The organism is Solemya elarraichensis gill symbiont (assembly GCF_002021095.1).
In the GTDB taxonomy this organism is placed as follows: domain Bacteria; phylum Pseudomonadota; class Gammaproteobacteria; order Chromatiales; family Chromatiaceae.
This window is the reverse complement of record NZ_MPRK01000028.1, coordinates 1-12,544: the sequence shown is the minus strand read 5'-3', so window position 1 is coordinate 12,544 and position 12,544 is coordinate 1. Positions and strand designations below refer to the sequence as shown.

Sequence of the window (12,544 nt, the reverse complement as noted above, 5' to 3'; positions counted from 1 at the left end):
GGACGTACGACCAGCGGATAGCCTATCTCTTCTGCCAGCACAACAGCCTGCTCGGTTTCCGAGGCAGTACGGTTGGGCGGCTGCTTGAGAGCCAGCTTGTCGACCATTTTCTGGAAACGCTCACGGTCTTCAGCGGCGTCGATAGCATCCGGACTGGTACCGATAATTTGTGCGCCAGCCTGCTCGAGTGCCTCAGCCAGCTTCAGTGGCGTCTGCCCACCGTACTGGACGATAACCCCTTCGGGTTTCTCCTTGTCGATGATCTCGAGCGTATCCTCGAGTGTCAGCGGTTCGAAATAGAGACGATCGGAAGTGTCGTAATCAGTGGAGACCGTTTCAGGGTTGCAGTTCACCATGATGGTCTCGTAACCATCTTCACGCATGGCAAATGCAGCATGTACGCAGCAGTAATCGAACTCGATTCCCTGGCCGATACGATTGGGCCCGCCACCAAGTACCATGATCTTTTTCTTGTCCGATACCTCGGCCTCGCACTCCTCCTCGTAGGTGGAATACATGTAGGCGGTATTGGAAGCAAACTCGGCCGCACAGGTATCGACGCGCTTGTAGACGGGACGAATATTGAGTGCATGGCGCTTCTTGCGCACCTCGCTCTCCCTGACGTTGAGCAGGTCAGCAATGCGTGCATCAGCAAAACCCTTACGCTTGAGGCTGAACATGGTTCCGGCATCCAGCGCACCCAGGCTGGAAGCTGCAACTTCAATTTCGCTCTTTATGATGTCCTCGATCTGCACCAGGAACCATGGGTCAATCTTGGTAATTTCGAAGACCTCTTCGAGCGTCATGCCTCGACGGAAAGCATCACCAACGTACCAGAGTCGCTCAGGACCCGGCTGGCGCATCTCGTTACGCAGTTTTTTGAAATTCTCCTTGGTGCCGTCATCGGGATGAATCTCGTCAAATCCGTTTTTACCTGTCTCGAGGCCACGCAGTGCTTTCTGCAATGACTCCTGCAGGGTACGGCCAATTGCCATGACCTCGCCCACTGACTTCATCTGCGTGGTCAGGCGCGCATCGGCTTTAGGGAATTTTTCAAATGCAAAACGCGGAATCTTGGTAACGACATAGTCGATCGATGGCTCGAAAGATGCCGGTGTGACACCGCCGGTGATCTCGTTGCGCAGCTCGTCGAGCGTGTAGCCGACAGCCAGCTTCGCTGCCACCTTGGCAATCGGGAAACCAGTCGCTTTCGATGCCAGTGCAGATGAACGCGAAACGCGTGGATTCATCTCGATGATGATCATGCGTCCGTTATCAGGATTAATCGAGAACTGTACGTTCGAACCGCCAGTGTCGACTCCGATTTCGCGAAGCACCGCGATCGATGCATCACGCATGATCTGGTACTCCTTGTCGGTCAGCGTCTGTGACGGCGCAACCGTAATCGAGTCACCTGTATGTACACCCATCGGGTCGAGGTTCTCAATCGAGCAGACGATAATGCAGTTATCGTTGCAGTCGCGCACAACCTCCATCTCGTACTCTTTCCAGCCAACGATCGACTCCTCGATCAGCAGTTCGCTGGTTGGCGAAAGATCGAGACCACGCTTGCAGATCTCCTCGAACTCTTCCTTGTTGTAGGCGATACCACCGCCGCTGCCACCCATGGTAAACGAGGGACGGATGATGGTCGGAAATCCGATTGCAACCTGCACCTGGAATGCCTCTTCCATGCTGTGCGCAATCGCAGAACGTGGCATGTCGAGACCAATTTTTTTCATCGCCTTGCGAAACAGGTCACGATCCTCGGCCTTGTCGATCGCTTCACGCGATGCACCGATCATCTCGACATCATATTTTTTCAGCACACCTTCACGCACAAGATCGAGCGCACAGTTGAGTGCGGTCTGCCCACCCATGGTCGGCAGCAGCGCCTGCGGGCGCTCCTTCTCGATAATCTTTTCAACTGTCTGCCAGTTGATCGGCTCGATATAGACAACGTCGGCCGTGTCCGGGTCGGTCATTATGGTTGCCGGATTTGAATTGACCAGCACCACGCGGTAACCCTCTTCACGCAGCGCCTTACACGCCTGCGCTCCCGAATAATCGAACTCGCAGGCCTGACCGATTACGATCGGACCAGCGCCGATAATGAGGATTGTCTCGATATCTGTACGTTTAGGCATGGAAGTAATCAGGCCTCGTGGAGCTTATGAAAAATCTCGTCTTTAAGTGCGAGGCGTTCTTTTTTGAGCTGCTCGACAACTTCATCGCTGGTTGGCTCGCTGCCGTCTTCCATGCGATAGACCTGCTTGTCCAGCTCTTCATACTTCTCCATCAGTGCTGAGAAGTGGTTGTCACTCATCTTCAGCTTGTGCAGCTGTTCATGATATTCCGGAAACTCGGTAACAAGGGGGTGATGTGAAAGTGGCACTTGCGTACTCCTGGATAACTTGGATTAATCTATTTCTGCGACATCAGTTCGATGAAGTGATCGAAAACCGGCGCAACATCGTGCGGGCCCGGGCTCGCTTCCGGATGTCCCTGGAAACTGAAGGCGGGCTTGTCTGTACGATGAATACCCTGCAGCGAGCCGTCGAACAGCGACTTGTGCGTGGCACGCACATTCTCAGGCAGGCTCGACTCGTCAACCGCAAAACCGTGGTTCTGGCTGGAGATCATCACCACGCCCTTGTCGAGATCCTGTACCGGGTGGTTTGCACCATGGTGCCCGAACTTCATTTTGACTGTCTTTGCGCCGCTGGCAAGCCCAAGCAGCTGGTGACCAAGACAGATGCCGAATATCGGCTTGTCGGTTTCCAGCAACTCCCTGATTGCTTCGATCGCATAAACGCATGGCTCCGGATCACCCGGGCCATTGGAGAGAAAAATACCGTCTGGTGAAAGAGCCAGCACATCGGCAGCCGGTGTCTGTGCCGGTACCACTGTGACGCGACAACCGCGCTCGACAAGCATGCGCAGAATATTACGCTTCACGCCGTAGTCGTATGCGACCACGTGATAGTCCTGCTGCTGCGGGTCGACGACCTGGTGGCCGTTAGTGAGTGACCAGGTGGTCTCGTTCCAGTTGTAGATGTCACTGGTAGTCACTTCCTTTGCGAGATCCATGCCCTTGAGGCCGGGAAATCCCTTCGCCTGTGCCAGCGCTTCCTCTTCAGTGAGTGCATCACCAACAGAGAGGCAACCGCTCTGGGCACCTTTTTCACGCAGAATCCGCGTCAGTCGGCGCGTGTCGATATTGGCAATGCCGACAACGCCGTTATTCGCAAGGTAGTCCTGCAAGAACTCCTGGTTACGCCAGTTGCTCGCCAGAAGCGGCAAATCGCGAATGATCAGCCCGGCAGCATGAATGCTTTCAGACTCTTCATCTTCCGGCGTGGTGCCGGTATTGCCGATATGTGGATAAGTCAGCGTCACCAATTGGCGGCTGTAGGAGGGATCGGTGAGTATCTCCTGATAGCCTGTCATTGCCGTATTAAAGACAACTTCGCCAACAGAATAGCCATCTGCACCGATAGCATCGCCTCGAAAGATACTGCCATCTTCCAGAACCAGAATTGCCGGTTTGCTCACCGCGCCTCCCAATATTCACGCATAAATTTCAGACATGATAAAAGCGGGATACGCAAATTGCTCGATCCCGCTAAAACCATGTAACAGATCATGCATATTGTATGTTAGAAAGGCCTCATCGAGCAAGATTCTGTCGTGTCCAGGCGACAATTTGTGCGCTTTCCATCGCTCCCGGCTGACGAGCCACTTCCCTGCCGCCCTTAAAAAGAGCCAGTGTGGGAATACTCCGGATGCCAAGCTGCGCGCCAAGCTGCTGATTTTCTTCTGTATTCACTTTCAAAAGCCGTACTGACGGAGCCAGTTGGGCAGCAGCTGCCTCAAACATCGGTGCCATCATCTTGCATGGGCCACACCAGGGGGCCCAGAAGTCGACCAATAGCGGCATGTCGCTGCGTTGCACAAATTTATTGAAATCGGCAGCGCTAACTTCCACCGGAGAGCTATCGGTTAAAGATGAACGGCACTTGCCGCAATTGGGTGAATCTCCCAGGCGTGCTGCGGGAATACGGTTCACACCGTGGCACGAAGGGCAGACAAGATGGATCATTTCAGACATGCTCAAACAGTCACTATCAATAGTCAGAATGCTATTTCACATGGGGACGATGCAAGCTATATCAAGGCATGCGACGAAAATCCAAGGGTTTTCCCTTATTCCATTGGTGACTGCACCCACCTATGATGTCCTGCTTATAATTTGACATAAATCAATAAACAACACATTACATAAAGCTGAGGAGTAGTATTTCATGGGATTCATACGCAATCTTCTGACACTTATCGGCCTGGCCACAGTCGCCGGTGCCGCCTACTTATGGACAATCATTGGCCCGGATCTGCAAGCAATCAGCAAGTTCGATCCACAGGCGAAAAATGTCTACGCAACAATGTTTAAGGGGCTGGCATCTACTGGCAAGTCTGCTGATGCTACCGTGTGGAAAATTCCACTTGAAGAGGAGATCAGCTGGGAAGACGCTGAAGAGGCAATGCGCTTCGTAGCGAACGAACATAACATCAAGAATGTTGGTGAGCTTCCGCTTTCTGAGCAGGTCACACTGATGACAGGCGAAAAGCAGCGCTTCCTGAAAATATACCAGTTCTGTAATCCGCTCACCGCGGCCAAGATGGTCGACTACAGCGATGCCTTCTCGGCATACCTGCCATGCCGCATAGCCATGGTTGAAGACAAGAACGGCAAATTCAATCTCTATTCACTCAACATGGATATGATGATTCACGGCGGTACACCACTGCCACCCGATTTACTGGAGGCGGCAAACAACGTCAAGACCATCATGCTCGACATTATGAAGCGAGGAGCGGCTGGCGAATTCTGACACTGGTACCACCCCGGTGATGGCGTGAACTGAGACCCGTAAGAGGCACATCTCACGCATCAGAATAATGAATTGCCATTAACTCCCCTTCATTGGGGAGTTTTTTTGTCCGTGTAAAAACGTAAAATAGTCTGATTACGTAAACCTTTTCGAGAATTTCGGCATATGACTGACTCACCATACATGATTGACATTACACCCGAGAACTTCGGCAGCGTCGTCGTCGAGGGTTCACTGCAGGTACCTGTTCTGGTCGATTTCTGGGCAGACTGGTGCGAACCGTGCAAGGCACTGATACCTGTACTGGAGAAGCTTGTCGACGAGTACCAGGGTAAGTTTATTCTCGCCAAGGTCAATACAGAAGAGCAGCAGGAGATTGCTGCGCACTTCCAGATTCGTAGTATTCCTGCGGTCAAACTGTTCAAGGGCGGACAGCCGGTCGACGAGTTCATGGGCGCCCTGCCCGAAGCGGAAATCCGCGCTTTTCTCGACAAACACATAGCGAATGAATCAAACGGTCAGCTCGAACAGGCACAGCAGATGATCCATGAGGGCCGCACCGACGAGGCCGCACTCCTGATCCAGCAACTGCTTGATGAAGATGCAGCAAACCCGCAGGCAATCATCGCCTTCGCTCAGCTGAAGCTTGCCATCGGTGAGAAGGATGCTGCTCAACAGGCACTCGAGAGCCTGCCGCTGGATGAACAGCAGAAACCCGAGGTTGCCGCCATGAAGGCGCAGATGCTGTTCGAAAGTGTCGCATTGGCTGCGCCACCCATCGAAGAGCTGCAACAGAAACTGCAGCAGGATGACGGCGACAGCGAGGCACGCTACCAGCTGGCAGCGCAGCTGGTGATGCAGAATCAGCTTGAAGCTGCTCTCGACGAGCTACTGCTTATCGTGCAGAAGGATCGTGCCTACGGTGATGATGCCGCACGCAAGGCGATGATCCAGGTATTCGATATCATTGGTGACCATCCGATCATCTCAACCTACCGCAGCCGTATGTTTAACTACCTATACTGAGAAACAGCATGGATCAACAGACACAAACTGAACTTGAAGCCGCAGCCTTTCGCACGCTGCTCGAACATCTCGACAAGCGCAAGGATGTGCAGAACATCGACCTGATGATTCTCTCCGGATTCTGTCGTAACTGCCTGTCACGCTGGTACAAGAATGCAGCAATAGAGCGTGGTATCGAAATGGACGACGACACCTCACGTGCAGCCATCTACGGTATGACCTATGACGAGTGGAAAAAGAACCATCAACAGCCTGCAACCGCAGAGCAGCTTGAGGCATTCAAGGCAGTCACGCCAGAAATGATGACCGAGTAACAACAGTCGCGTGAGCTCAATCAGCGTCATCATTCCGACTTTCAACCGTGCAGCAACGCTGTCACGCGCGATAGACTCGGTAATTGCACAGACACACACTGCCGATGAGATCATCATCGTCGATGACGGCTCAACAGACGAGACCCAACAGCTGCTGGCTAACTATCCACAGCTCAAGGTGATTCGGCAACAGAACCTTGGTGTCAGCGCCGCACGCAATCTCGGTATTGCCAAGGCAAGCGGTGAGTGGATTGCCTTTCTCGATTCAGACGATGCATGGCTGCCGACAAAACTGCAAACACAACTCACCGCACTGAAAGAGAACCAGGACTACCGTTTTTGCCATACCGAGGAGATCTGGGTTCGCAACGGCGTACGCGTCAACCAGATGAACAAGCACGCCAAGAGTGGCGGCCACATCTTTGAAAGATGCCTTCCCATGTGTGTCATTTCGCCCTCGTCGGCACTCATGCACCACACCCTGTTCGACAGCATCGGCCATTTCGATGAATCACTGCCGGCATGCGAGGACTATGACCTGTGGCTGCGCCTGTGTGCTACTGAGCCCGTGCTTTATATTGAAGAGCCGCAGATCACCAAGTACGGCGGACATGAGGACCAGCTCTCGCGCAAGCACTGGGGTATGGATCGCTTCCGTATCCAGGCACTGATCAAAATACAGCAGTCGGGGATACTTGATGATCACCAGCAGTCACGTGTGGCAGAAACCATTCGCAGCAAGGCCGAAATTCTGATCAAGGGCGGTCTCAAGCACGGCAACCATGATCTGGTTGCCAACTACCGGGCAATGCTTGCGCAACAGCCTGCCCCCTCGATGGAAGGTAACGCATGATCCATTTCCTCGTTACCTTCGATGCCGAGGCGCGCCCGTTGATTGACCATTTCAAACTCAAGCGCCAGCACCATGAACGCAGTTTTCCCGTCTATTTTGGAGAGCAGCATGCATTGATCGTTTCTGGCGCAGGTAAAATAGCTGCAGCTGCAGCAACAGCTCACTTGCACGGGCTGACAGGATTCCAACATCAGCAGGTGTGGATCAACTTTGGTATTGCAGGCCACTCCACCCTGCCTGTTGGCGACACACGCCTGTGCCATCAGATCATCGACAAACACAGCAAGCAGGTTTTCTACCCCCAGCTGGTGATCAAGAGTCCATGGCCGAGCGAACGCCTCTTCACCCTTGACGAACCAGACAACAGCTATGCAGATGAGAGCCTGCTCGACATGGAGGCGAGCAGTTTCTTTGCCACTGCCAACCGTTATGCAACGGCCGAACTGGTGCAGGTGATCAAGGTTGTTTCAGACAATGCCGAGGCGCCAATCAACGGCATCCCGACAAAACAGCAGATCATCGAACTGCTCGCCCCACAAGTGGAGCAGCTGCATAACTTCAGCGATTCACTACAGCAACTGGCGGATCAGTTGCAGCCGGACAAGCGTATCGGCGCGGCAGCTGAACACTATCAACAGAAGCTTCATTTCAGTTTCAGCCAGTCAGAATCGTTGCAGCACCTGTTGCAGCAGTGGATTGCGCTCGATGCAGAGATCAGCACAGATGAGCTATGCCGCATCGATGCGAAATCTTCCCGGCAATTAATTGAAAAACTACAGCAGCAGATCGCTGCTGCAGGACAACCGACATGATCCCACTGGTCTATGTCGAGGAGTCTGTGCGCAATCACCCACGCACCGAATCAATCCTTGCACGACACCCGCGCGCAAGTGTTGTGCCGATTGAACGCTACGGCAGCATATTCAATCACAGCCAGCAGAATTTTCGCCTGCAGAAACAGCGGCCCGCGCTGATCCTTGCCAACAAGCATGATCACTTCGTGCAACCGGCGCCCGATGCCTATGGCGTCGGCGGTGATCACAACTGGTATTTTTCGCACATGCTCAACTGCCTGTACGACTGCCGCTACTGTTTCCTGCAGGGTATGTACCGTTCGGCTCATTATCTCGTGTTCATCAATTTTGAGGATTTCCTTGAGGACATCGATAATAAAATAGAACCGGGCAAGCAGAACTGGTTCTTTTCCGGCTACGATGCCGACAGCCTTGCACTGGAACCAGTCACCGGCTTCGTGGCGAATGCCCTGCCCTTTTTTGCATCGCGAGCGGACGCATGGCTCGAACTGCGTACCAAGAGCACACAGGTACGCGAGTTGCTGGGGCATGAGCCACTGGGCAATGTCGTCACCGCCTTCAGCTTCACACCGGAAGCGACATGGAAAGCAACCGAGCACAAGGTGCCGTCGATCGAGAAACGTATTCAGGCCATGCAACAACTTGCCGAACACGGCTGGCCTGTCGCACTGCGCTTTGATCCACTGATCGAGCAGGCCGGTTTCAACGACGCCTACAGTGAATTGTTCGAGCAGATATTCAGCCAGGTGCCGGAGTCTGCAATCCACTCGGCGACCATAGGCCCGTTGAGGATGCCAAAACAGTTTCACCGCACCATGGAGAGCCTCTACCCGGAAGAGCCCCTGTTCGTTTCCGGACTCGCGCAGAGAAACAGCATGGTCTCCTACCCCGCTGCACGCGAGGCGGAAATGATCGACTGGGCGACCGATGAACTGGAAAAGCACCTGCCAAGCAGTAAAATCTTCCCGAATCTGCCCGCTTAACGGGTTATAATCACAACCAATTTTTCTATCTAGACGTAGTGCAGGCCAACAGCATGCAATTCATTGAAACCCGTGGAAACGATGGTCAACGCCCTTTATGCGTTCCATTTTCCGACGCCATTCTCAACCCGATGTCATCTTTTGGCGGCATCTATGTTCCGGAATCACTTCCACAGCTTGGACTGCCTTTTCTCCAGGCTCACCTGGATTCTGATTACAAAACCCTGGCGCGTGCTGTTCTCGATGCCTACGAAATCGATATTGATGCAGACGTCATCGATGCGGCACTGAGCTGCTATGACGACTTCGACGACCCGTCAGACCCGGTTCCGGTCGTCAGGGTCGAAGACGACCTCTACGTCAGCGAGCTCTATCACGGCCCGACGCGCGCATTCAAGGATATGGCACTGCAGCCATTCGGCGTGCTGCTTTCAAGCCTGGCCCAGTCGCGTGACGAACACTACCTGATCATGGCTGCAACCAGCGGCGATACAGGTCCTGCAACACTAGAAACTTTCAAGAACCGTGCGAACGTCAAGGTCGCCTGCCTCTATCCGGATGGTGGCACTTCTGATGTTCAGCGCCTGCAGATGGTCACCGAGGATGCTGACAACCTCAAGGTGATCGGTATTCATGGCGATTTTGATGACGCCCAGTCGGCGCTCAAGTCACTGCTTTCATCGGAGACCTTCCGTGCGAAGCTCAAGGAGAAGCAGACCCACCTGTCGGCTGCCAACTCGGTCAACTTCGGACGTATCATTTTCCAGCAGATCTATCATATCCACAGCTACCTCGAACTGGTTCGCCAGGGTGCTATCGAGCTTGGGGAAAAGGTCTATCTCAACGTGCCGAGCGGAAACTTCGGTAATGCGCTGGGCGGCTACTATGCGATGAAAATGGGGCTGCCGGTGATGAAAATCCTGATCTCATCGAATAGCAACAACGTTCTCACCGAACTCATCAACACGGGTAAATATGACCTGCGCGAACGTTCCGTGATCGCCACATCCTCACCGGCAATGGATATACTCAAGTCATCAAACGTAGAGCGCATCTTCTACGATCTCTATGGCGCAGAGCGCACAAGAGAACTGATGCTGTCACTCGATAACGAGAAGCACTACGAACTTACAACTGAAGAGACTGCCAGGCTGCAGTCGATTTTCAGCGCTGACTATTGTGATGATAAAGAGGTCAACCGTTACATCAAGCAGGCGTTCGACAAGGGCTACCTAATGGACCCACATACGGCCACCTGCTTCAAGTCACACGACAGCTGCCGGGAGAAAGCACTCAAATCGATTGTCTACTCAACCGCCGAGTGGACCAAGTTCTCGCCAACAATCGCGCATGCATTGACCGGAGAAGTTGATACCCACGATATCGACGCGCTGAAATCTATCTCGGAAGTCGCAGATACGCCGATTCCAACATTGATCAGTGAACTCTTCGACAAGCCCATTGCGCAGGGTGCTGTCATCGACAAGGAGAATATCGAGAACGAGATACTCGCGTTTCTCTAATTCAAAAGGAATAAATTTTACAAATAAAAAAAGGGTGGCCATTGGCCACCCTTTTTCAGTTCACAGAATACTGCTGTTAACGATTAACGCAGGCCCTGAACATATGAGGCAACAGCCTCGATCTCGGCATCTGTCATTGATGCAGCAATATCCTGCATCATTTTGCCGGCATCATTACCGCGCGCACCGGAACGGAAATCACGCAGCTGCTTGGCAGTGTACTTGGCGTGCTGTCCCTGCAGGCTCGGGAACTTGGCAGCCGGGTTACCGGAACCAGTTGGACCATGACATGCAGCACAGGCAGCAACACCTGTAGAGGCGTTACCTGAAACATACATAGCCTTACCAGCTTCAACCAGCTCAGGATCGGCTTCGCCGCCCTTAGCTGTCTGGCCTTCGAAATAGGCTGCGATATCAGCCATATCTTCCTCGCTCAGGGCAGCAACCATGGGAGCCATGGTGGCATCGGTACGCACACCTGCCTTGAAGTCCGCCAGCTGCTTGGCAATGTAATCCGCATGCTGTCCAGCCAGGCTCGGCCAGTCAGGGTTAACACTGTTACCGTCTGCCATGTGACAGCCAGCACACATTGCTGTTTTTGCCTTACCTGCAGCCGCATCTGCCGCAAATGACTCAACAGAAACCAACGCTGTCACTGCAGACAGCAGAATCATCCAAGTTTTCATCGCCTTACCTTACAAATATTGATTTGGAAAAAATAATCCGGAATTGAAACAATGCGGGCACCAAATAGGCGCCCACACCGGAAAAAACGAGCGAATTTTACCTCATTTCAAGCCTGAATAACAGGCTGCCGAGGTAATGATTACCTATTTAGGCGCCTGGGTTGAGAAATGTGCAGACAGCTCATCAATCTCCGCATCAGACAGACCTTTAGCCTGGTTGTTCATATTGTTAGGTATAACAGCATCGGCACGTGTGTCGTTCTTGAAAGCATTCAGCTGCTCTACAAGATAGGCCTTATCCTTTCCAGCGAGGGTTGGATAGCCTGGAATCGGGCTATTACCATCCTGGCCGTGACAGGCGGCGCAAACGGCCAGTTTAGCCGGGGCAGCAAAAGTAGGGGCAGAGATCAGGGCTGACGCAATCAATGCAGAGGTAAGAATAATATTTTTCATAACAAGGTTCCTTAATAAACCAGGGTATTTCTTTACTTTTAAGATAAATATTGCCCTGCAGGTGTGAAATTTCACCCCCGCATGGCACTCAAATTTGTTTCCTGAGCCGGAATCTATCCCAGACTGCGCCCGTGGTCAATGATGATAATCAATAACTCAACCACGCATTAATCCCCGTAAATCAGGTAAAACCGGTAAAACGACGCGTAATAATTCACATTAACAGGAGAATATATGTTGACCGGACGAACAAGAGTCCTTATCATATCGCGCTCTTTCCCCGGTAGCTCAGTTGGTAGAGCGGGTGACTGTTAATCACTAGGTCGGCAGTTCGAGCCTGTCCCGGGGAGCCATATTAAAAAGGCCCGCAGATTTTATCTGCGGGCCTTTTTTCTGCCTGGAGACCAAGGGGCTATGGGATTTGGTGAGTTTGTATAGGTGGAGCGTATACTGAGATGGGAAGCTGAAATCCTGGAAATCTGATGGCCTCCCTCCCTTGCTCTACCCTATCGTGAATGACTGCTTTCGGCCAGAAGCGGGCATTAAAAAAAGGCCGCATTTAAGCGGCCCTTAAAAGAAATAATACAGCTATCGTATTAACTTACTCCTGAATTGAAAGTAGAAAGAATACGAGTTCAAGAATACGCTCATTTACTGAACCACCAGGGCCTGTGTAATCTGGGCCGTACTGATCAATAATTTCTTGGCTGTATCTGTCTCCCCACACAGGCATTTCCAGCGTGCCGTGACCTTCGGCTCCTTCTGGTTCCCGAATCAGCATATACACTTTTTGATGCGGGAAAATACCACCATTTCTTTGGCTAATCGTCGTTAAGTCAGTTGGTTGGACCTTAAGGAATTCAACAAATGAGCCACCGCTTTTGCCATCCATTCCATGGCAGGACGCACAGTTTTTTTGGAACTCCATCTGCCCAATGGCCTGAACTCCATGATCATCTTGTGCAAAAGAATATCCACTAACCGTCAACAAACAGATAG

Annotated in this window: 14 protein-coding genes and 1 tRNA gene; 8 read left to right on the top strand and 7 right to left on the bottom strand. The window is 52.4% G+C overall.

Features of this window, described 5'->3' with window-relative positions:
* From carB to trxC, 4 genes are all read right to left on the bottom strand, one after another.
* The coding region (carB, locus tag BOW51_RS02750; protein ID WP_078476328.1) for a carbamoyl-phosphate synthase large subunit at positions 1-2,147 on the bottom strand (2,147 nt) is incomplete at its 3' end.
* A gap of 8 nt (positions 2,148-2,155) precedes the next feature.
* Positions 2,156-2,395 carry an HP1242/YdcH family protein gene (locus BOW51_RS02745; RefSeq protein WP_078476327.1) on the bottom strand — a complete coding sequence of 80 codons (240 nt, stop codon included), beginning with the start codon at positions 2,393-2,395 and terminating at the stop codon, positions 2,156-2,158.
* A 29-nt stretch (positions 2,396-2,424) separates the two neighbouring features.
* Entirely contained in the window at positions 2,425-3,555 is a 1,131-nt protein-coding gene (carA, locus tag BOW51_RS02740) for a glutamine-hydrolyzing carbamoyl-phosphate synthase small subunit (protein WP_078476326.1), read from the bottom strand.
* A 115-nt stretch (positions 3,556-3,670) separates the two neighbouring features.
* Positions 3,671-4,111, bottom strand: coding sequence for a thioredoxin TrxC (gene trxC, locus BOW51_RS02735; RefSeq protein WP_078476325.1), 441 nt, complete (start codon positions 4,109-4,111; stop codon positions 3,671-3,673).
* Between the two features lie 193 nt (positions 4,112-4,304).
* Between trxC and BOW51_RS02730 the strand changes: the two genes are divergently transcribed.
* From BOW51_RS02730 to thrC, 7 genes are all read left to right on the top strand, one after another.
* Positions 4,305-4,892, top strand: coding sequence for a DUF302 domain-containing protein (locus BOW51_RS02730; RefSeq protein WP_078476324.1), 588 nt, complete (start codon positions 4,305-4,307; stop codon positions 4,890-4,892).
* Between the two features lie 165 nt (positions 4,893-5,057).
* The gene (trxA, locus tag BOW51_RS02725) at positions 5,058-5,918 is read left to right on the top strand and encodes a thioredoxin (protein WP_078476323.1); all 861 of its coding nucleotides are present in this window, start codon (positions 5,058-5,060) and stop codon (positions 5,916-5,918) included.
* A gap of 8 nt (positions 5,919-5,926) precedes the next feature.
* Positions 5,927-6,232 (top strand): DUF1244 domain-containing protein, encoded by a 306-nt coding sequence (locus tag BOW51_RS02720; protein WP_078476322.1) that lies wholly within the window; start codon positions 5,927-5,929, stop codon positions 6,230-6,232.
* 10 nt (positions 6,233-6,242) lie between these two features.
* Entirely contained in the window at positions 6,243-7,085 is an 843-nt protein-coding gene (locus BOW51_RS02715; RefSeq protein ID WP_245828401.1) for a glycosyltransferase family 2 protein, read from the top strand.
* A complete protein-coding gene (locus BOW51_RS02710; protein WP_078476321.1) occupies positions 7,082-7,897 on the top strand; it encodes a nucleoside phosphorylase-I family protein in 816 nt (271 codons plus the stop codon). Before BOW51_RS02715 ends, BOW51_RS02710 begins: the two co-directional genes overlap by 4 nt.
* A complete protein-coding gene (locus tag BOW51_RS02705) occupies positions 7,894-8,883 on the top strand; it encodes an SPL family radical SAM protein (protein WP_078476320.1) in 990 nt (329 codons plus the stop codon). The genes BOW51_RS02710 and BOW51_RS02705 overlap by 4 nt, the downstream gene beginning before the upstream one ends.
* Before the next feature lie 53 nt (positions 8,884-8,936).
* Positions 8,937-10,406 (top strand): threonine synthase, encoded by a 1,470-nt coding sequence (thrC, locus tag BOW51_RS02700; protein ID WP_078476319.1) that lies wholly within the window; start codon positions 8,937-8,939, stop codon positions 10,404-10,406.
* Positions 10,407-10,489: 83 nt separating this feature from the next.
* Here thrC and BOW51_RS02695 read toward each other — a convergent pair whose 3' ends face one another.
* Together BOW51_RS02695 and BOW51_RS02690 are read right to left on the bottom strand one after the other, a co-directional pair.
* Positions 10,490-11,092: a c-type cytochrome gene (locus tag BOW51_RS02695; RefSeq protein WP_078476318.1), complete on the bottom strand. Its 603-nt coding sequence runs from the start codon at positions 11,090-11,092 to the stop codon at positions 10,490-10,492.
* Between the two features lie 144 nt (positions 11,093-11,236).
* On the bottom strand, positions 11,237-11,545 hold the full coding sequence (locus BOW51_RS02690) for a c-type cytochrome (RefSeq protein ID WP_078476317.1): 309 nt from the start codon (positions 11,543-11,545) through the stop codon (positions 11,237-11,239).
* Between the two features lie 277 nt (positions 11,546-11,822).
* Here BOW51_RS02690 and BOW51_RS02685 point away from each other — a divergent pair.
* Positions 11,823-11,898 (top strand) — tRNA-Asn (locus tag BOW51_RS02685).
* A 248-nt stretch (positions 11,899-12,146) separates the two neighbouring features.
* On the opposite strand, the gene BOW51_RS02680 is transcribed toward BOW51_RS02685, so the two are convergent.
* Positions 12,147-12,544: c-type cytochrome (locus BOW51_RS02680; protein ID WP_078476316.1), on the bottom strand; the 398-nt coding region annotated here is incomplete at its 5' end.